The sequence below is a fragment of the Shewanella sp. WE21 genome (genome assembly GCF_002966515.1).
In the GTDB taxonomy this organism is placed as follows: domain Bacteria; phylum Pseudomonadota; class Gammaproteobacteria; order Enterobacterales; family Shewanellaceae; genus Shewanella; species Shewanella oncorhynchi.
In genome coordinates this window covers 4,245,570-4,267,083 of sequence record NZ_CP023019.1, presented here as the reverse complement: position 1 = coordinate 4,267,083, position 21,514 = coordinate 4,245,570, and the positions used below count along the sequence as shown (strand labels likewise).

Below are 21,514 nucleotides of genomic sequence, written 5' to 3'. Positions count from 1 at the left end.
TTACATCACAACTTGCAGCGGCTCGGAACTCACTACACAACTTGGGTCCGCAATATCACCATGACTACACACTGAAATAGTAGACACTACCTGTTGAAAAAAAGATTTTACCGAATTAATTTCACTATCATTTACGACTAAAGTTGGCTTACTGCCATAGAGTGAAGTCATGCGTAGAATTTCCTGGCGTAATGCCGACTGGAGTTCTATTAAGCTATCCAGATCTTCATTCTCTCCCATGACAAATGTTTCAATACACTCAGTCAGTTCCGAGCTCAACAGAGCAACATAAACTTTCCCCTCTGCATTCATTAAACGCGAGGTGATCTCGTACCTAGCTTGATTTCGGATCCGATTTAACCAATTCTTTGGCTCATTATCGATACGCGACCAATAGATTAACGCCTCAAAAAAGGTCACCCTATCGAGATAAAACTCCTGTGCACGGATCATCTCTTTAATCACATCGTGAACACGGTTCAAGCCAAGTGCCGAATCAATTTCATTTTTGATGACTTCACTCTGGCTAGCAAGCCCTTGGATAATATTGCTGGTATATTGGAGGTTGTATTTTTCAACCAAACACTTATGTAAAAAATATTTCACTATAATGGAGACATTTTGGCTGACGGTATCGTTCACAAACACTTCGTCGCCCAGCACTTCTATTAAGCCGACAGACTCGTCATGTGAGAAAGAATATATGCGAATACCAGAAATATGGACCTCAATGTCTGCTGTCAGTTGCTCGTCTACTGTGACAATAGGCGCCCCGAGATTTTGGCCCCACAGTGTTTTCTCAAGCCGCTCTAGGCTCATGTCCACCAGCACGCTATGCTGGGGTTCACGTAACACAAAAGTGAGCGACTCATATAATCCACTGCCTGCGATAGCTGTGCTTGTTACGGTTCTTGGCATACCTTGCACTCGCCACAATAAAAAGGCAGTAAAAGAACAGAACACAAATAGCGTCATGCATACATAAAATAAACTTGGGCTCAGTAAACCTAGCACTAAGATCAAAGCGCCAATAACCAATAGGCTTTTCCAAAAACGACTCACCTGCTTTGCCATCTGCCCCATAAATGAGCTAGAGTCTTCGTCTCCCTTAATACGAGTGAGATAAACACCACATGCAATAGAAAGCAATAAACTGGGGATCTGCGATACTAGACCGTCACCAATAGTTAATACCGAAAATCGACTCACACTGTCAGATAATGAGAGGTCAAATTGATTTACCCCCACATAGATACCACCAAACAGATTAACTAAGCTTATGAGGATACCGGCGATAGCATCGCCCTTAACGAATTTCATAGCCCCATCTAGCGAGCCAAACAGTCTATTCTCAGTACTTAAGTCAGCGCGTAACTTTTGTGCTTGCTCGCCAGTGATCAAACCACCTTTAAGATCACCGTCAATAGTCATCTGTCTACCAGGTAAAGCATCGAGGGAAAACCGAGCGCCCACTTCAGCCACTCGCTCTCCACCTTTTGTGACGACTAAAAACTGCACTATGGTAATGATGATAAAGATGAGTAGCCCAGAGATAAGGTTCCCCCCCATCACAAACTCACCCACAGTTTCAATGACATTACCCACATCTTCATTCGCAATAATATTGCGGGTGGTAGCAATAGATAGCAGTAATCGAAATGTCGTCAGTAATAACACTACCGTAGGTAAAAATGTCACCATTAATGGCTGGTCATTCTCTAACATAATGACGAGCAGCAGCACCGAACTGATGAAACCAATTAAGATAAATACATCAATCACCACTCCTGGGAGTGTGAACAAAATAATGGTTGGCAAAGTAAATGCGATGATTACGCTGCTGGGGTTAAACATCATCGGATAACGACGAAGATACTTAATCATATGGTATCCAAACTATCACTGAGTGCTTCTATAATGGATTGCGTTTCTATGCTAATCACTTTGTCCTCGTTTTCAATTGTCAGGACGGCAAATCCATTAACATAGGAATGCACTACTGACAGATTTTTAGCCTCATCATCTATTTCGGCATGGAGCAATTCTACAAGGTGACTAATCAGAGACTCATTAAGACTAAGTTGGGTTAGACGTAATTTGACGTTTTCTGTAATACGATTTTTCAGTTCATCTTTTAACAGGCTCAGGCTTTGGTATTGCTCTTCCACAAGATCAACGAGACCTTGATTGGCTTTGTCAAACCAATGCTGCTGATTAGTTTGTAATTCTTCGGCTATCTCGTTATACAAATCATTCACGTGCAGATTAAGCGCCTGCTCTTTATCCACAATAAGTTGCACCACTTGCTCTTCAAGCATTTGCTGGTATTGCTCGACTCTTTCCTCCAAAGCGGAAAGTAACACCTTAGCCTCACTATAGAAAAGAAGATCAGACTTCTTTATCACATTTGATGAGTTGCGATCTTTCTTAAATGTAATCTGTGGAAGCAATCGATGCGACGAATTGATTTCTATATACAAAACATACCTCACTAATTTAAGATTTAAACTCTACCAAACCTAAACACCTCACTACAAAAGAAAAAAAAAGACTAAATCTGAACAATTATGACTTAGTCCTTCCAATGGAGGAACAATCTGAAACAGAGCGATTAATTCAAGCTGCAGAAACCAAATTGCTAAGAATAACAGAAGGTGTAACTAGTAATTTTCCACTTGCGGTTGCAAGTAAATGTGACCTATCCCTTGAGACAAAATCTAATCCGGAGATTTGTAAATTATCGGCTCTATTCATTCGTTTAAAAGGCTTTAACGACGATTCAATCTCAGTTCGCTCCTTCACATTATTCCATTTCCCGGCAAAATAATTTTGCCCGCGCATACTGACGGATCCTTGAGTCAACAGTACTTTAGTATTCAAGCTTTTCTTATATAGCTCTATATCGGATTTCCGCCACACAGCAAATTCTGTTGAATCTTCTTTTCCACGCAGATATTCTGGTATCGGCCGCCAAGATCCCATAAATATGCCGGCCTCAGGCACCTTATACTGTATATGCCCCCCCGCTCGACCCACGATGCGAGATTCGATCTTATCTAGGTTAAGTGAAGACTTGGCTGCACTTTCCTGAAGCTCAGTAGTGAAGTTAGGCTTAAGAACAGTATCAACTGGCACCGCTTCAACAGCCGCTTTGTTGATCTGAATTGGCTTTCTGACGAGGCGTATCTCAGCTTCACTTCGCTCGACATTCGATAAAACCTGGGTACCAATAATGTCGCTATCTTTGTAGACCGCCGTGGGGACTCGCTGAGAACCTAAATCTGAAACAAGATCAGAGCTTAAGTTACGTCTTGGCCCCTGAGTAAAATTACTGCCAGTTTGGGCACCTTGAGTCAGGCTCACAGGTGTCGGTATATTCACCTCCCATTTACGGCCGGTGTAACTTTGTGCGGCATTCGCCTCAGCCACTGTTGCAGGCATATCGTCCGTAGATATGTCATCAACCTGTGGCGTTGTTGCGGTTTGATGCGTGTTGGTGGTCTGCCCCGTGACAGACGGACGATCTGGTGTTCCTACACTCGCCGTCGTACCCGCGATTGCTGCAGGGACATCAATTTGATCCCCATCATTACCCACATCCGCAACGGATGGCGCGGCATCTGCTACTGTTCCAAGATTACGTCTTGGCCCCTGAGTAAAATTACTGCCAGTTTGGGCACCTTGAGTCAGGCTCACAGGTGTCGGTATATTCACCTCCCATTTACGGCCGGTGTAACTTTGTGCGGCATTCGCCTCAGCCACTGTTGCAGGCATATCGTCCGTAGATATGTCATCAACCTGTGGCATTGTTGCGGTTTGATGCGTGTTGGTGGTCTGCCCCGTGACAGACGGACGATCTGGTGTTCCTACACTCGCCGTCATACCCGCGATTGCTGCAGGGACATCAATTTGATCCCCATCATTACCCACATCCGCAACGGATGGCGCGGCATCTGCTACTGTTCCAAGATTACGTCTTGGCCCCTGAGTAAAATTACTGCCAGTTTGGGCACCTTGAGTCAGGCTCACAGGTGTCGGTATATTCACCTCCCATTTACGGCCGGTGTAACTTTGTGCGGCATTCGCCTCAGCCACTGTTGCAGGCATATCGTCCGTAGATATGTCATCAACCTGTGGCGTTGTTGCGGTTTGATGCGTGTTGGTGGTCTGCCCCGTGACAGACGGACGATCTGGTGTTCCTACACTCGCCGTCGTACCCGCGATTGCTGCAGGGACATCAATTTGATCCCCATCATTACCCACATCCGCAACGGATGGCGCGGCATCTGCTACTGTTCCAAGATTACGTCTTGGCCCCTGAGTAAAATTACTGCCAGTTTGGGCACCTTGAGTCAGGCTCACAGGTGTCGGTATATTCACCTCCCATTTACGGCCGGTGTAACTTTGTGCGGCATTCGCCTCAGCCACTGTTGCAGGCATATCGTCCGTAGATATGTCATCAACCTGTGGCATTGTTGCGGTTTGATGCGTGTTGGTGGTCTGCCCCGTGACAGACGGACGATCTGGTGTTCCTACACTCGCCGTCATACCCGCGATTGCTGCAGGGACATCAATTTGATCCCCATCATTACCCACATCCGCAACGGATGGCGCGGCATCTGCTACTGTTCCAAGATTACGTCTTGGCCCCTGAGTAAAATTACTGCCAGTTTGGGCACCTTGAGTCAGGCTCACAGGTGTCGGTATATTCACCTCCCATTTACGGCCGGTGTAACTTTGTGCGGCATTCGCCTCAGCCACTGTTGCAGGCATATCGTCCGTAGATATGTCATCAACCTGTGGCGTTGTTGCGGTTTGATGCGTGTTGGTGGTCTGCCCCGTGACAGACGGACGATCTGGTGTTCCTACACTCGCCGTCGTACCCGCGATTGCTGCAGGGACATCAATTTGATCCCCATCATTACCCACATCCGCAACGGATGGCGCGGCATCTGCTACTGTTCCAAGATTACGTCTTGGCCCCTGAGTAAAATTACTGCCAGTTTGGGCACCTTGAGTCAGGCTCACAGGTGTCGGTATATTCACCTCCCATTTACGGCCGGTGTAACTTTGTGCGGCATTCGCCTCAGCCACTGTTGCAGGCATATCGTCCGTAGATATGTCATCAACCTGTGGCATTGTTGCGGTTTGATGCGTGTTGGTGGTCTGCCCCGTGACAGACGGACGATCTGGTGTTCCTACACTCGCCGTCATACCCGCGATTGCTGCAGGGACATCAATTTGATCCCCATCATTACCCACATCCGCAACGGATGGCGCGGCATCTGCTACTGTTCCAAGATTACGTCTTGGCCCCTGAGTAAAATTACTGCCAGTTTGGGCACCTTGAGTCAGGCTCACAGGTGTCGGTATATTCACCTCCCATTTACGGCCGGTGTAACTTTGTGCGGCATTCGCCTCAGCCACTGTTGCAGGCATATCGTCCGTAGATATGTCATCAACCTGTGGCGTTGTTGCGGTTTGATGCGTGTTGGTGGTCTGCCCCGTGACAGACGGACGATCTGGTGTTCCTACACTCGCCGTCGTACCCGCGATTGCTGCAGGGACATCAATTTGATCCCCATCATTACCCACATCCGCAACGGATGGCGCGGCATCTGCTACTGTTCCAAGATTACGTCTTGGCCCCTGAGTAAAATTACTGCCAGTTTGGGCACCTTGAGTCAGGCTCACAGGTGTCGGTATATTCACCTCCCATTTACGGCCGGTGTAACTTTGTGCGGCATTCGCCTCAGCCACTGTTGCAGGCATATCGTCCGTAGATATGTCATCAACCTGTGGCATTGTTGCGGTTTGATGCGTGTTGGTGGTCTGCCCCGTGACAGACGGACGATCTGGTGTTCCTACACTCGCCGTCATACCCGCGATTGCTGCAGGGACATCAATTTGATCCCCATCATTACCCACATCCGCAACGGATGGCGCGGCATCTGCTACTGTTCCAAGATTACGTCTTGGCCCCTGAGTAAAATTACTGCCAGTTTGGGCACCTTGAGTCAGGCTCACAGGTGTCGGTATATTCACCTCCCATTTACGGCCGGTGTAACTTTGTGCGGCATTCGCCTCAGCCACTGTTGCAGGCATATCGTCCGTAGATATGTCATCAACCTGTGGCGTTGTTGCGGTTTGATGCGTGTTGGTGGTCTGCCCCGTGACAGACGGACGATCTGGTGTTCCTACACTCGCCGTCGTACCCGCGATTGCTGCAGGGACATCAATTTGATCCCCATCATTACCCACATCCGCAACGGATGGCGCGGCATCTGCTACTGTTCCAAGATTACGTCTTGGCCCCTGAGTAAAATTACTGCCAGTTTGGGCACCTTGAGTCAGGCTCACAGGTGTCGGTATATTCACCTCCCATTTACGGCCGGTGTAACTTTGTGCGGCATTCGCCTCAGCCACTGTTGCAGGCATATCGTCCGTAGATATGTCATCAACCTGTGGCATTGTTGCGGTTTGATGCGTGTTGGTGGTCTGCCCCGTGACAGACGGACGATCTGGTGTTCCTACACTCGCCGTCATACCCGCGATTGCTGCAGGGACATCAATTTGATCCCCATCATTACCCACATCCGCAACGGATGGCGCGGCATCTGCTACTGTTCCAAGATTACGTCTTGGCCCCTGAGTAAAATTACTGCCAGTTTGGGCACCTTGAGTCAGGCTCACAGGTGTCGGTATATTCACCTCCCATTTACGGCCGGTGTAACCTTGTGCGGCATTCGCCTCAGCCACTGTTGCAGGCATATCGTCCGTAGATATGTCATCAACCTGTGGCGTTGTTGCGGTTTGATGCGTGTTGGTGGTCTGCCCCGTGACAGACGGACGATCTGGTGTTCCTACACTCGCCGTCGTACCCGCGATTGCTGCAGGGACATCAATTTGATCCCCATCATTACCCACATCCGCAACGGATGGCGCGGCATCTGCTACTGTTCCAAGATTACGTCTTGGCCCCTGAGTAAAATTACTGCCAGTTTGGGCACCTTGAGTCAGGCTCACAGGTGTCGGTATATTCACCTCCCATTTACGGCCGGTGTAACCTTGTGCGGCATTCGCCTCAGCCACTGTTGCAGGCATATCGTCCGTAGATATGTCATCAGCCTGTGGCGTTGTTGCGGTTTGATGCGTGTTGGTGGTCTGCCCCGCGACAGACGGACGATCTGGTGTTCCTACACTCGCCGTCATACCCGCGATTGCTGCAGGGACATCAATTTGATCCCCATTATTACCCACATCCGCAACGGATGGCGCGGCATCTGCTGCTGTTCCAAGATTACGTCTTGGCCCCTGAGTAAAATTACTGCCAGTTTGGGCACCTTGAGTCAGGCTCACAGGTGTCGGTATATTCACCTCCCATTTGCGGCCGGTGTAACCTTGTGTAGTTACAGTCTTAGCCGTCAGCATCTCGACTGTATTAGGCGTTTGCTCGCCTTGAGGGATAATGGCATAGGCAGTAGCCCCATCCTTCCCAGTTATTTCGACCATTTGGGCACAAGTAGCCTCATCCTCAATGAGTAAGTTAAATAAGCTTGTTAACCTAGGATCAGCCGATTCACCGTATCCAGAAATCAAGAGTTTCAGACGCTCTTGACGCTCATGTATTGGAATTTCGATAACGGTAACCTTGGCCGCATCAGCAAAAGCTTGGGTAGCACTATCTATTGAAGACTCCTGAGCGGATTGCGTGCCCATATGATTGTCATTTGGCTCAGATGGTAGATTGGCCTCCCCTTGTGGTTCTACGTTCCCTACCTGACCACTCGGAGCGTTAATAAAGACATACCAACTATTATTAAAGGTGTCTCCCCTGCCGGCTTCTTTATCATCATCGACTTCATCCTTGGGATGAGGTAACTCAGCTAGAGGGATCTGAAAATGAGGCCTAGTAGGCAACTCTTCTTTATCTAAGGACTTAGCGGGTTCCAACGGGTCTTTTTTCTTATCTTGATCACCAACTACAAATCTTGATTGCCCATAAACAGACAGCATCGCTGCATTACCATACGCCACTACAAATACTGTTGGTAATAGGCTTAATCCTAGGGTGAATGGAGCTAGCGCAGCACCAATGGTCACGACACCAGTGAGGGTAGCCAAATGCAACATGGCCTTCTTCTCAGTACTGAATCGATTTGATGTTTTAGTGCTTTGTTTACGTTTTTGGGGTTTAGATTTAAGCTTGACTCTAGGGTTAACCTCAGACTCTCCCGCCTCTGTAATCAGCATGCTAGGAGCAGAAGTTAACTCATCAGGAAGTTGAGGTTCCGCGGCTCCTAATATTGGTGTCGTCACCTCCAATAAAGAAGCTGAACACGCTAAATTTCTAGGGAGAACCTCGTTGCTTAAGCGTGGTAGCTCAGGCAAAGAATTACTTCGAATCAATATTGGAGTAAGTGCCATATTAAAATCTCATATTTTCAATTAAATTGATGCTTAAACGTCTCACATTCTCTGCAGAATAATCTTGTTCGGCGATAGTGAGAGTGAGGAATCCATCGACGCGAATAAACACGCCCTTTACCACTAGTTCAAATTGTAAAATAAGCTCTATAACAGCTTCTAAATTAATAACATGTACCAACTGAAAAAAAGGTAAAATTGGCAACAATAAATGATTTGGGTATTTCCCCAAAATAACCACTTCATTTTTCTCTAGATGTTGCAAAAAATGTATAACATAATCTGGTGATGACGATTTCATTTACTTTGGATATACCAATACAAGTTCATCAACACTTAGTGAGCGTATTTCATTAACACTGAGTTTGGTTTCAAAAAGCGTACTAGATACCTTCAATGGTAAATCTTTTGGCAGAGAGATAAGACTTTCCTGCAAATAATCTTTTTCGATAACCAGTGTATCAATACCCAATAACACAGCAATATTCATCTCACCAATAATAAGTTGGCAAGCCATCAACAAAGGTAGGGCTTGCTCGTTCACCCCAAGAAATGATTTAAATCCAATTCCATACTGACTTAATTCTTGAACGATGACATAGGATATATAATCATGCTCGAGATATTTTAACTCTAAGCCAAGTAATCGTTCCCCCTCGCCTAAAGAAACATATAATTCGGCCTCTATACCCAAATGCATTAAGCTAAGTAATATATAATCTTGCGGTTGACCTACTCTGTACACAGCACCCATTTCAATAACAATAGATTTATTGTTAAAACATTTCCCAGCCAATTGATTAATCATTTGGCACTTCACTGTGTCTATTTCATATCTAGGGATAAAATTAACGTTCTCTTTTTTCATGACTATCTCATCGATTCCTAGATAAAAGCGCTAATACATCTCGACTCATTTTAAAATCTAATTCATCGATCCAACTACGTATTCCTGCAGGTGTTTGGCATACAAACTCATAAAGTAACTGATAAGTATCCCTTGAGGTCATATCCTCAAAATCCACATTTTTTACTAGTGTTAAAATATAAGTGATCTTATGGAACTGACTGTCCAATATACCCTCTACCACTATCGCTTTGACTGTCGATTCAGAATAATCACGCAGCATAGAAAACCAGTGAACTATCGCTTTTTTATCTGCATATAACTCAACATCCGATAATTTATTCCAACTAATACGTTCCGACTTTGCCTTTAATAATTGATAAGGATCGAGTAACTTCCCCTGCAAATGGCAATGCGCAATACGACGACTATAGTTATTTGAGGACATATTCACTGGACTCTTGGGTATCATAACGCCTGCATAACACTAATAAAGATAGTAACCCATCTAAATTATGTTCGTAAGCAACAAGTTGTTGCACTGTTTGGCAATTTGCATCCATATCTTCTTCAGAAAACTTAAAGTCAGCAATATATTTTTTAAGTAGCTTCCTTAATGACATCGGATATAAGTGCTCACAATGTTCTGCCGCATGTAATATCCAACGTTGAGCATCACTTAACGAGTGAACATCGCGCACACTATCGGAAAAACCTTGCCAGTCACGTAATGCCTTGAGCTGATAGCTATTGAGTTGTCGTGCAAATTGCCTCTGTTGCTCAAACGTAAACGGTTTACGTTTAACCCGAAACAACCGGGGATACTTTTTGGTTCGCTTTTCAGCTTGTTTTATGTCTTTTACTCGACGTGGCTCATATTTATCACTTGTTTGCTTTGTTCGAGTCACATCCGAAATTTTTTCGGTACGTTGTGGCGTTGCAATAAAAACGGGTCTTAGCATAGTCAATCAGAGCGAGCTTTGCTCGCTCTGCTCCCTATTAACGATTTGTGACTAAACTCGCTTTTGCCAAGGCATCAAGGATCTCATTGAGCTTCACATGCTCAGATGTCAGATTTTGAACAAATTGATCAAGTTGACCATCGAACTTTTCCTTCAATTCTTTAGCTGCTTGTATCTCATTTTGCCCCTTAACCTGCTCAGCATCGCGCATACTGTTAGCACTATCGACCAGATTACTCGCCAACTGACTTGCAGTAATCACTCCGTTATACTTAGTGGTTCGGCCCTGCTGTATGTTGGCAGTGAATTTATTAATATCTTGTGGTGTTAGGTCAGATACTTTGGGTGACTTATCTAAGTGAGTCACTTTACCAGACTCGAGGTCAGTTGATTTTAATAACTTTACTCCTCCTGTATTTGCGATACCTTTATCTGTAGGTCGTGATAAATGCTTATCTTGTAACACCTTAGTTTGACCTATACGGATACTTGCTCCAGCTGTCATCGCCATTGAAACCGCACCAGACGCTAACTTAATACCGAATTGCAACTGTGCATCGCTACATTTATCTTTGGCTAGCATTGTAGCAATCTTCGATGTGGCCACAGCCTCACCAATGCGATTTTTCATCACTTCAGAGCGGAGTTTTTGAGATGCCTCTATAATCTGAGAAAACAATGCCAGTAAGTCAGCCATGGTTACCGAGCCGTTAAGCGCTTTTTCAGCTGCGCTCTTATAACTATTCCATTTTTGTTCATCTATTGGCTTTAGATTATTTGTGGAAGTCGGCACTTCGGTCATTAACTGTTGCGCGAACTGTGTATTCATTGATATTTGAGTCATATTTAACACCCTATTACATATTAATTGAAATAATCTTGTCGTGGTAATCACGCTGATCACTATTCACTTTAAAGAGTGACTCGAAAGCATGACTTACGGCACGCAAAGCTTGCTCAAGCAGTATTAGAATCTGCTGGATACGCGTTTCAAACTCCTCTTGATTTGCTTTGGCAATATCAAGATCCTTAGTAATATCGGCTGTTTTAATCGAGTAGCCAGTACTCACGACAGAAGATAAACTTGAACTAATCGTAGTTGCCTGCCCCATTTTAGCGGTCAAGTTTTCTGCTCCACCTGCGAAAGTCTTAATTTTCTCAAGTAACGGCTCTAGTAACTTCATGACTTTATTGACCGTATTTTGAATTTTAGTCGACAAGGTACTGAATGACTTTATGGTATTGAGTGCGTCTACTGCTTTATCAACCATAGAAGCAACTTTCGCAGCACCGCTAGCGACGGCTTTAGTTGCACTCGCTAAAAAATTCGCTGGATTAAAACTCACTACCATACCGATAATACCGATAGCGATTTCTAAACCCATTGATACATAGCCTCGAATTTCTTCTGAAACTCCAGCCGCTTCCAACACTTTATCAACAATTTTTGGTATTACGATTGCAGCAATCATAACGCCTATCATTACTGCAGCCATCACAGGATTAAAAGGCGCCATAATAATCGCGGCCAAAAAACCAAGTGCCATACCAATTTTACCCCAAATACCTTGACTCTTTTGGGATTGCTTCTGTTCTTCTAGTTGCGCCATACGCTCATTCAGCGCTTCAATTTGAGTATTTTTTTGAAGCTGGATCAGCGATTTTTTGGCTTCCGAGTTTTCCTTACCTGTACCAGAAAAAGCCTCTGCCGCCAACTTCATGCTGTCTTGAACTATACGCCAGAGTTGACTATCCGACACACCGTTAGCATTACCTGGCAAAGGTTGATTCGGCTTAGTCGATTCTATCGTTTCGGTGCTTTGACGCTGAACACTTTGGCACTGTTCCTCGACTGTACCAATTAGACTTGGTGCAGCGATACTGATCATCAATGTACTCATGTTTACTTCCTTTCATGTGACTATACTGGGCATTGTTGTTCGCTAACAATTAATGTTACCTCGATAGTTAGCGCAACCAACTTCTCGCAATGCGAGCGGCATGTCCCCAGCGTTACCATGCCCTTTTATTTGTTACTTGCATCGCCATTTATATATTACGAACGGCGGCCAAATATTCATCACGACAAATTTGAATCCAATACTTTAACGTCTCCTGCAGCATCTTGACTTGATCACCGATGCGATTAATTTCTTTTATATCCTCGTCGGTCAATGCTCGACCGGGAAAATTAGAATAAAGGGTAGTAAGGTCATTAATGTTAATGCCATCACCTACCCAATCAATTTGACTTGTGCCATTAGGATAGTTATAACCATCTTGCCATTGCCATTGGGTTGAGTCCAAAAACCACGACAGTGTGTCCTGACCAAAGGTTTTATTTATGTAACTATTGATGTCGTCAACAGAGCCACTCAGAATCATCTCAACCTCTTCCTGAGTCATAGCCGAATGTGCTTTAAGAGATTCACTGAGTATAAAAAGGCGAAGCATAGGGCTTAAATCAGTATTAGAACCATTGGTCCACCAACCATAAGAATCATAGTAATGATTTTCAATTTGATTACTAAGAGCATTCGCGCCACCTGCGGCGGCTAAAGTCCCCATTACTTGAGCGAGTAATGAACCTTGAGGAATATTACCTTGCGACAAGATTCCCTCAAATAATTTATGAGTTATATCTGCTAACTCTTTTGGAGTATCATAAGCCCCTTCATGCAAGCCATGACTACCACTGCCTGTACTCTCCAGAATATGGCTAATATCTGCCTTATTTTGGTTATACCAGTCCGTAAGACCATATTTTTCAGGATTCACCATTATCTCTAGCAAAGCTGTCTGAAATAGATCCTCTAGTTCTTCAGGCTGCACTCCCCCTTCCTCAATTTTTGCTAGCATTAGAGCTAATGCTGACTCAAACATAGCGGCACCACCATCAGTCCACCCTTGGAGAAGTTCTAGTTGCTTGGCTAAACTTTCAATACTCCCCGCCAATAATTGTGCAATGGCAGTTTCTGGATTCTGACTCAGCATACCGAGTACTATCTGCTTTTGAGCTGCCATAATCGTCGCCAACATCTGTACAGTAGCGGCATCACGCGTTGTTAATAGCAGAGAGCGATCAAGTTTTTCTTCCAGTTGAACAGCCGACTTAATTAACCGATCCATGTTATGAATATCAGCTTTAATCACTTCAGGCGTAGGTGAGCTACCTTTATCTGTACTAATCGCCCCTCTCAACGCCCATGTATTTATTGTTATCATTAAAAAAGCCTCTTAATTTATGAATCTTATATCTGTTCAATTCACTGCTAATGACAAGTACCTAGCAATATGCATGAAATATAAAATGAAGTTTATATAAACAATAAAAAGACAGTTGAAAGTACAACTTTTAAATTATCAAAAATGGTAAAACCACCAACACTAAGATAAATATGGGTGAAGTTGTAATTTAAGGTAATGATATCTTTTTTGGCAGAAATCATTAAACATTCTTATTTCACGACAATAAATGCAACACTGGTCTCGTTATATTCATTAAATTTACAATGGCATAAAAAATATTAAGGATAGTTTCATCTAAATCATTGGTCTGAAAGGTCTTTAATATATTCAAAACTACCAACGTTTTTTAAAATACCTTTCTGCAACAGAATCGCAGCTAAACAACTAAGGCCTAAGTGATCATAGGATTAAAGCCAATATTAAGCAGAATAATAATTTCAGCTTCTTTGTACTGGAATCAATATAAAGCTTCACCCCAAACTGATAAATAGATTTTAACTGAGTTATTGTGATTTTATGCGACTTACGCATAGAAGTGATACCTTTCTCAATCACGAAACCGCTAAGCAGTTCAAAAAAACATCACAGTTTCATCCAAGTCGTCACGCATTTTTTTTCACCTTTTCCCATCCAAATTTAAACCATTATTTATGCCACGTTGAGTTCGATACCGCATCCTTGGCTACTTGGCAATAAATACCTCAAGCCTTACCAATGAACGTACATCACCAGCTTTTGCATCAAATGTATCAAGCGCCCGATCGGTTCTGGCCAGCATAGGTAACAACTTATTAGAGAACACGTCCTCAGTCGATGCTAAAGGTTTGGTTTCAGTCTCTAAAGGCGCTTGCCATCATTGCTTAACACTCGAAACATTAAAACTCATAGAAACACCTTTACTCATTAGTTATAATTAAATGTTACGAACGGCGGCCAAATATTCATCACGACAAATTTGAATCCAGTACTTTAGCGTCTCCTGCAGCATCTTAACTTGATCACCGATGCGATTGATTTCCTTAATGTCTTCATCGGTAAGTTGCCTAGGTGAGAAATTTTGATAAAGATCCTTTAAATATTGAGCCCCGATCATTCCATCGTAATCGAAGGCCTGAGTCACCCCTGGTGGTAACGGCTTATGCGTGTCCGACGAATTATGCCAACCTGGGCACTTATCACTGAACAAATACGCCATCGCATCCATACCCGTTGATTTAGAAAGTAGTGCATCAACTTCTGCTTTACTGCCTGTAAGAATCGTCTCGACTTCGGCTGCAGATACCGTTTGATTGCCGTTTAACGCACTCAGTAAAACTAATCGTGCCATAGGGCTAATATCGTTAAGACCACCAATGATCCAACCGCCTTCATTGGTATTGTTATACACAGCAGAGGTAAAACGGCCCGATAAATCCGCAGGCGGTGTCGATGAAATAGTGCCACCGCCCATAGCTAACATGGCTTGGTAAGCAAGACTGTCCGTTGGGATTTTTCCGCTTTGAATGGCGTTATTTATTTTATTCCAAACACTGTTAACCTTGGCCCCCAGTTGCTCGGGGGTGAAATCCCAATTGTTATGACTGCCGCTGCCGGTTTTTTCCAGCAAGATACCTAACTCCTTTAAAAAAGCAGTATCTTCTAAACCGTACTCTTTGCTATTACCCAACACATCGAGTAAGAGCAGCTGCAACATGTTCTCGTACTCTATTCCACTGAGTCCGCCCTCTTTCATCGATGCCAACATCTGTTCAATAGCCGCCTCAAATGCAGGTTTTCCGCCATCGGTCCACTTATTAACAATGTCAAGTTGACGTCCATAGCCTTCAATACTTGCAGCGAGAGCGGAAGCAATGGCTCCCTCGCCGTTTTGCTGAGACAACATTGCCAAAACGACCTGCTGTTGCTGAGCCGCGAGCATCAGCAAAGTAACATCACCAGCTTTTGCATCAAATGTATCAAGCGCCCGATCGGTTCTGGCCAGCATAGGTAACAACTTATTAGAGAACACATCCTCAGTCGATACTAAAGGTTTGGTTTCAGTATCTAAAGGCGCTTGCCATAATTGCTTAACACTCGAAATATTAAAACTCATGAAAACTCCAATGCTTAAAAGTTGTAATTAAATATTACGTACGGCAGCCAAATATTCATCACGACAAATTTGAATCCAATACTTTAACGTCTCCTGCAGCATCTTGACTTGATCACCTATGCGATTTACTTCTTTAATATCTTCATCGGTCAACGCGCGTGCCGGGAAATTGGTATACATATTTTCAAAATATGTGGCGTCCAATCCAACCCCATACCAATCTATGACTTCATGGCCCTGCTGGTGGACTGTATTCCAACCACTAGACGATCCAGAACCATCACTGTTATAGAGGAAATCCATTGCCGAGCCATATGATTCACCAGGAGTGTTGCTGCTAATAAAAGCATTCAACTCTCCCACTGGCGCAGTTAGAAACATCTCAATCGTTTCTTGCGACACTGTGGGATACTTGGCTAAATAGGCTGCCATAAGTGCCATGCGTAACATGGGAGAAGCACCAGCGTCATCCGGATAACTGGAGTCATTAATAAATCCCCCGCTTTCTGTAAAATGATTTTTATACTGATTAACTAGTGAGTTTGGGGCATTTAGTTCAGAGCTCATCTTGTGTAGTATTTCACTACACAAACTACCATTTGGTGCATTATTGAGCATAAAATCAAAAATCGACGCACAATTTGCCGCAAATTTTTCACCACTCCAACCTTCATGGAATCCATGCGAACCAGAGCCGGTACTCTCTAAATAATGCATTATCATGTCTTTCATGCCTGATGGAAGGGCTGGGTAATCTGCCGTGTGCGAGATGAAATCCATCATGGCTAATTGGAATAAATCCTCAAGCTCGCTACCCGTGACGCCGTCCTTTAGAAGACCCTCATAAATCGCTTGCAAAGCACTGTCAAACATTGGCTGGCCACCCTCAGTCCACCCTTTGAGAAGTTCTAGTTGCTTAGCTAAATTTTCGATACTCCCCGCCAATAATTGTGCAATGGCAGCTTCTGGATTCTGACTCAGCATACCGAGTACTATCTGCTTTTGAGCTGCCATAATCGTCGCCAACATCTGTACAGTCGCGGCATCACGTGTTGTTAATTGCATAGAGCGATCAAGTTTGTCTTCCAGTTGAACAGCCGATTTAATTAACCGGTCCATGTGATGAATATCAGCTTTAATCACTTCAGCCGTAGGTGAGCTACTTTTATCGGTATTAATCGCCTCCGTTAACGCCCATGTATTTATTGTTATCATTAATAAATCCTCTTAATGTATGAATATTATATCCATTCAGTTCACTGCGAGTGACAGTTGCTTATCAACATGTATGAAATATAAAATAAAGTTTATATAAAAATAGACAATTTAAAAGCATGTTTTTTATAATTTATCAAAGACAGTAAAGCTACCCAACATTAATATAAATAAGGGTGAAGTTGTGACTTAAGGTAATGATATCGTTTTTGGTAGAAATCATTTAAATGCTCTTCTTTCACGATAATAAATGCAACACTGGCCTCGTTATATTCATTCAATTTATAATGGCACAAAGAAATATTAAGGATAGTTTCATCTAAATCATTGGTCGGAAAGGTCTTTAATATATTCAGAACTTCCAACGCTTTTTTGAACTGCCCTTTCTCCAACAGAATCGCAGCTAAACAACCAGGGCCTCGGTGATCATATGGATTCAAGCCAATATAAGCAGAAAAAATAATTTCAGCTTCTTTAAACTGGAAATCAGTATAAAACTTCACCCCCAACTCATAAATAGATTTTAACTGAGTTATTGTGATTTTCTGCGATTTACGCATAGAGGCAATATCTTGCTCAATCACGATGCCGCTAAGCAGTTCAAAAAAATCATCACAGGTTTCACCAAGTCGTAACGCATTTTTTTTCATCTTTTTTCCATTCCAATTTAAACCATTATTTACGCCACATTGAGTTCGATACCTGCATCCTTGGCTACTTGGGCAATAAATACCTCAAGCCTTACCAATGAACCTACAACTAATACCGAACTAGGCACAGACACGCCCAGTCTCATCGCCCAAATGATGGCATGACGGGGATTATGTTCTGCCAATAGTGCGAGTCCCAATGTTTGGACGCAGACACTTGTAGCACTTTCTGGAACTAACTCAATGGCTAACGTGTCAGCCCAGAGATATTGCCTTTGATTAAGGTACTGCTTGTTCAGAAGCCAAGAGTGATCGCTAGCATAATGCTTTCGAGCTTGATAAATAATAGCTCTTCCTAATAACGTCATTAACTTAGTTATTTTTGACCGTCTTGGCGTAAACCATATTTGTATCTCACGCTCGGTTAGCGATGTGATTACACTGTATTCATCAACACCGAGTCGCCGATTAACCAGTAAATAGTGCAAGTACTTTTGATGTAGCTTCTTATACTTTTCCATTAGCCGTATTCTGAAAAAAATAACTGACAGTTAACGTATCTAACTCTGAAACTAAACCTTTTAAAAAACGCTCAATATTCAATTTATTTTCAACATCGATTTCATCAAAACTAAAAATAATCACTGAAACACGTTTATTTTTCTCCCCCGTAACCACAACACTCGTGCGTAACACATCAGGAATAACACTAATCTTGTTATATATTTCCCGGCTCTCAAGCAAATTTCCTTTTACTGTCTCTAACTTACTCAAACTAGCAAATTTTGACTCTAACAAATCGTTAAGATCTTCTCGCTCGAAATAGAAGTTAAATTTTGTTAACACTTCCCTCGTCTGGGCTAAGTTTTCTTTATCCACATAGACGAGATGTTGGTCCTTATTAATCGATAAGGAGGCATCGATCTGATATCGAGCGAGCAGAACCACAACCTTATTTGCTGCGTCAGCAGAATCGAAATTGGCCACTTCGACTCTGCCCTGCTCATTACATCCAAAAAGTACAAGAAACACGATCCAGTATAAATTTTTCATCACTGAGCCTTCATCACATCATTAATCGCAGTTGCAGATTTAGAGGCAATTTTTGTTACTGTCTCCTGATAAAAACTGTAATGAAATAAAGACTGTTGCAACGCTAATGTTTCCGATACCGATGCCCCATCACTTATTTTTTTTAAATCATCCATAATCTCTTGAAAACCTTCACCTATATTATTAAAGGTGTCTTCAAAAACGGATGGTTGGATTGCTTCTAAATTTAAATTATCTATCATGTTTTAAATAGCTCAAATCAGTACAGTTATATAATAATTGCTTAGAGTTAATCACCATCATAGTTAACGAGCAAATGAACAAACTGGAATTATAATGAAAAATCACGAACATAAATCTTATTCTATTTTTCAATGGCTTGCACAAAAACACGCAATGACAACATCCACTCATGAAGCTAAAACTCTGTTCTGACGGCACTTGATTTTATCCATTGAGATATAGAGCCTTTCTTTTTGTCAAAATCGGCTTCTAAACATCGAGCTTGTGAAATATAATCGCTGCCACGACTAACACCTAAGCCATGATATCCAAATACACGCGCTGCAGTAAAAAGCTTATCTACTTCTGTTTTTGCACTCTTCGCTAAAGGTTCAATCCCCTTTCTTCTCTGTGAATTATCATGTGTTTTGTCAAATGAGACTAATGTCTCTCTGTCGGCACTTTCACAGGCGGTCATTTTTATTTTAATACCGACTTTTACCTTAAACCTTAAAAGACTATTAATATCACTGATCACATCTGCTATCGACTGACTCCCACTATTACACTTAGCCGTTTCGTACAAATGTGGTCGGCCAGCTTCACCATGACCGATGACATAAATACTCTCAATACTCTTATCAGTTATGGTTTTAGGATCAACTACCTCAAGTCGATTTATGGAACGGTACTCTCCGAGTCTTTTAGTTTCTAATGGGAACGCGTCATGAACATTTTTAACACCGAGGGATTCAATATAGGGACTAATTTTTTTCTCATAGAAAGCACCATCTTTCAGCCGCCCCTGTAATTCTTTATCTTTAAACTCATTTATTGCAGACTTCAGCATACCTCTGTTGAATATTGAGCAGACTATGGGTAATGGTTCTTTCCCCTTAAGCATCCGAGTAGTGTTAATTCCCATAGCCTGTATGACCATATCTTTATTGCTAAATGGGCTATAAATAACGCAATTAGAAACATGGTGAACACGTGCTAGATTGGATTTAAGATCATTCCCAATTTCTTCAGCACCTTGTAGTACCTGCTGAGTCGATGATAATGAAGTAATCCGCAGAGATGATGATAATGGCATAAATACCTTGTTATAGTTGAATTAAATTAACTAAAAACTGTATTATCCATCTTGAGTAATCAACTGCAGCAATACTATTCCTGAAACATTGTGTAAATAACTGAATATCCTGAAACATTGTGTAAATAACTGAATAGAACTTTTTAAAAGGTAATTCACCCCAAACAGTACTCATTAAAAAAGCCACTTTAAAAAGTGGCTTTTAACTGGACGTTTAACACATTATCACCTTCAATATCATAGACCTCTTATTCTCTATGATAAGTCGTCGCCATCTGGTTTGAGATTCTTTGATCAGCCTCGGAGATAACATTCCTTAAGCTCCCGTATATCTCATTACTATCCATAATGTTTGAATGCGGACTCAATATTCCCTTGTTAATTAGCATTTTGCCTATATAAGCGCCTTGTATAACTTCAGGTAAACTGTGATGTACAGGCTGCTTAACGCTATCACCAACCAGATGTTCTAAGCACACATTAAGAACCTGTTCAAAATTAAATTCTTTATTTGTGGCTAGGCAGTGTTTGGCTGTTTGTATAGTGTAGTGCAGAGCATTGCCTGAGACACCAGCCGTAAAACCTTCCATATCCGCACGGCTATGGTTATCTAAATTCAGGTTCACAGCTAAATCGAGTATATCTTGCCCAAGTACAGCGAGATTATTTTGATACATAGTCTCGTTTGGCCTAAAATCAAAATGCAGTCCACCAGAAGCGAGTAATTCCTCATTAAAGTAACCCTTAAAGTCACTCTGTTCAAATTTACCAGGATCAACTGGGGTACGCATAATCCCTTGCAATCCCCCGCCAAAAAGCTGGCCAAGAGTTACCGACTCTCCTTTCTCATTGGTAAATACTTTTATTGCATAAGTCTCATGCTGGTTAGCACTAGGCCTATCCAAAAGGTTACGAGGAAAACCTAATTGTTCAACTAATATTTTATTATTCTTCGCTTCAGTATCTGTCTTGACTACAGCAGCGTCTCCTGGAAATTCGAGCACAAAATTCTCAGGCTTAAGTAGTTTGTTTGTATAAAGATTATTGCCTTTCGCATCAGCTAAAGCATCTTTAGCCAACCTTTCAAACAGTCTTTGTTCTTCACTTCCATTTAGTTTTTCATTATTAGATAGCTTACTTCTAATAGAGTTTAAATCTTTACCTAGTTCATTAGGCATACTTGTCATAAATCCATCAAAGCAAATGGATAAACGTGAATAAATTTCTGCTTGGTGGATAGGACTAAATTGAGCAGATGTCACCTTAATAGCTTCATTTTGATCACACTGCAGAAAATTTTTCACGAACATCTTTTTTCCGTTTAGATCAACATCCGCTGCGGTATTAAGAACACGACTTAACCCAGAAGCTATCGCATCAAGTGCACGCTCAGAAGCAGAACTCTTACTACTACTCAAATTATTATCAATTAAAAATGAGAAAATTTCTTTTCCGCTTTTAAGATGTGGCACTTCTTTAGAATAAGGCTTTGGAGTAAAAAGTTTTGGATTTGGAGTCGATGTATTTATATTTTGACTCAAAATAGGCTCATGTTGAGTATGAGTAACGCGATTGATATCAAGATGACAATCATTTTTATCAATTTTGATTTTCGAATCAAATGGTGTACTTATTGTTGTTAGTTTCACAAAACTATCTATAGCCATAATTATTTTCCTGTACTTAAATGTAAATATGAAC

The 21,514-nt window shown here is 42.3% G+C and carries 18 protein-coding genes; all 18 read right to left on the bottom strand.

Features of this window, described 5'->3' with window-relative positions; genetic code table 11:
• On the bottom strand, positions 1 to 1,884 hold the full coding sequence (locus CKQ84_RS19060) for an FHIPEP family type III secretion protein (protein WP_105252400.1): 1,884 nt from the start codon (positions 1,882 to 1,884) through the stop codon (positions 1 to 3).
• On the bottom strand, positions 1,881 to 2,363 hold the full coding sequence (locus tag CKQ84_RS19055) for a hypothetical protein (RefSeq protein ID WP_254053129.1): 483 nt from the start codon (positions 2,361 to 2,363) through the stop codon (positions 1,881 to 1,883). Before CKQ84_RS19055 ends, CKQ84_RS19060 begins: the two co-directional genes overlap by 4 nt.
• Before the next feature lie 253 nt (positions 2,364 to 2,616).
• Positions 2,617 to 8,253 (bottom strand): hypothetical protein, encoded by a 5,637-nt coding sequence (locus tag CKQ84_RS19050; RefSeq protein ID WP_158683075.1) that lies wholly within the window; start codon positions 8,251 to 8,253, stop codon positions 2,617 to 2,619.
• Between the two features lie 175 nt (positions 8,254 to 8,428).
• Complete coding sequence (locus CKQ84_RS19045; protein ID WP_105252397.1) at positions 8,429 to 8,728, bottom strand: hypothetical protein; 300 nt, start codon at positions 8,726 to 8,728, stop codon at positions 8,429 to 8,431.
• Positions 8,729 to 9,295 (bottom strand): hypothetical protein, encoded by a 567-nt coding sequence (locus CKQ84_RS19040; protein WP_105252396.1) that lies wholly within the window; start codon positions 9,293 to 9,295, stop codon positions 8,729 to 8,731.
• 7 nt (positions 9,296 to 9,302) lie between these two features.
• Positions 9,303 to 9,746: a hypothetical protein gene (locus CKQ84_RS19035; protein ID WP_254053128.1), complete on the bottom strand. Its 444-nt coding sequence runs from the start codon at positions 9,744 to 9,746 to the stop codon at positions 9,303 to 9,305.
• Positions 9,709 to 10,236: a hypothetical protein gene (locus CKQ84_RS19030; protein WP_105252394.1), complete on the bottom strand. Its 528-nt coding sequence runs from the start codon at positions 10,234 to 10,236 to the stop codon at positions 9,709 to 9,711. The genes CKQ84_RS19035 and CKQ84_RS19030 overlap by 38 nt, the downstream gene beginning before the upstream one ends.
• Before the next feature lie 37 nt (positions 10,237 to 10,273).
• Positions 10,274 to 11,080, bottom strand: a complete 807-nt coding sequence (locus CKQ84_RS19025) for a type III secretion system protein (RefSeq protein ID WP_105252393.1) — start codon at positions 11,078 to 11,080, stop codon at positions 10,274 to 10,276.
• 13 nt (positions 11,081 to 11,093) lie between these two features.
• Positions 11,094 to 12,137 carry a VspD gene (locus CKQ84_RS19020; protein WP_105252392.1) on the bottom strand — a complete coding sequence of 348 codons (1,044 nt, stop codon included), beginning with the start codon at positions 12,135 to 12,137 and terminating at the stop codon, positions 11,094 to 11,096.
• 148 nt (positions 12,138 to 12,285) lie between these two features.
• Positions 12,286 to 13,461, bottom strand: a complete 1,176-nt coding sequence (locus tag CKQ84_RS19015; RefSeq protein ID WP_105252391.1) for a hypothetical protein — start codon at positions 13,459 to 13,461, stop codon at positions 12,286 to 12,288.
• Between the two features lie 937 nt (positions 13,462 to 14,398).
• The gene (locus CKQ84_RS19005; RefSeq protein WP_105252390.1) at positions 14,399 to 15,577 is read right to left on the bottom strand and encodes a hypothetical protein; all 1,179 of its coding nucleotides are present in this window, start codon (positions 15,575 to 15,577) and stop codon (positions 14,399 to 14,401) included.
• A gap of 27 nt (positions 15,578 to 15,604) precedes the next feature.
• Positions 15,605 to 16,792 (bottom strand): hypothetical protein, encoded by a 1,188-nt coding sequence (locus CKQ84_RS19000; protein ID WP_105252389.1) that lies wholly within the window; start codon positions 16,790 to 16,792, stop codon positions 15,605 to 15,607.
• A 161-nt stretch (positions 16,793 to 16,953) separates the two neighbouring features.
• Positions 16,954 to 17,442 (bottom strand): M48 family metallopeptidase, encoded by a 489-nt coding sequence (locus CKQ84_RS18995; RefSeq protein ID WP_105252388.1) that lies wholly within the window; start codon positions 17,440 to 17,442, stop codon positions 16,954 to 16,956.
• A 29-nt stretch (positions 17,443 to 17,471) separates the two neighbouring features.
• The gene (locus CKQ84_RS18990) at positions 17,472 to 17,963 is read right to left on the bottom strand and encodes a regulator (protein ID WP_105252387.1); all 492 of its coding nucleotides are present in this window, start codon (positions 17,961 to 17,963) and stop codon (positions 17,472 to 17,474) included.
• On the bottom strand, positions 17,950 to 18,495 hold the full coding sequence (locus CKQ84_RS18985) for a type III secretion protein (protein WP_105252386.1): 546 nt from the start codon (positions 18,493 to 18,495) through the stop codon (positions 17,950 to 17,952). Before CKQ84_RS18985 ends, CKQ84_RS18990 begins: the two co-directional genes overlap by 14 nt.
• Positions 18,495 to 18,737, bottom strand: a complete 243-nt coding sequence (locus CKQ84_RS18980; RefSeq protein ID WP_105252385.1) for an EscI/YscI/HrpB family type III secretion system inner rod protein — start codon at positions 18,735 to 18,737, stop codon at positions 18,495 to 18,497. The genes CKQ84_RS18985 and CKQ84_RS18980 overlap by 1 nt, the downstream gene beginning before the upstream one ends.
• A gap of 176 nt (positions 18,738 to 18,913) precedes the next feature.
• On the bottom strand, positions 18,914 to 19,813 hold the full coding sequence (locus tag CKQ84_RS18975; RefSeq protein WP_105252384.1) for a hypothetical protein: 900 nt from the start codon (positions 19,811 to 19,813) through the stop codon (positions 18,914 to 18,916).
• A 248-nt stretch (positions 19,814 to 20,061) separates the two neighbouring features.
• Entirely contained in the window at positions 20,062 to 21,480 is a 1,419-nt protein-coding gene (locus CKQ84_RS18970) for a hypothetical protein (protein WP_105252383.1), read from the bottom strand.
• Positions 21,481 to 21,514 lie beyond the last annotated feature (34 nt).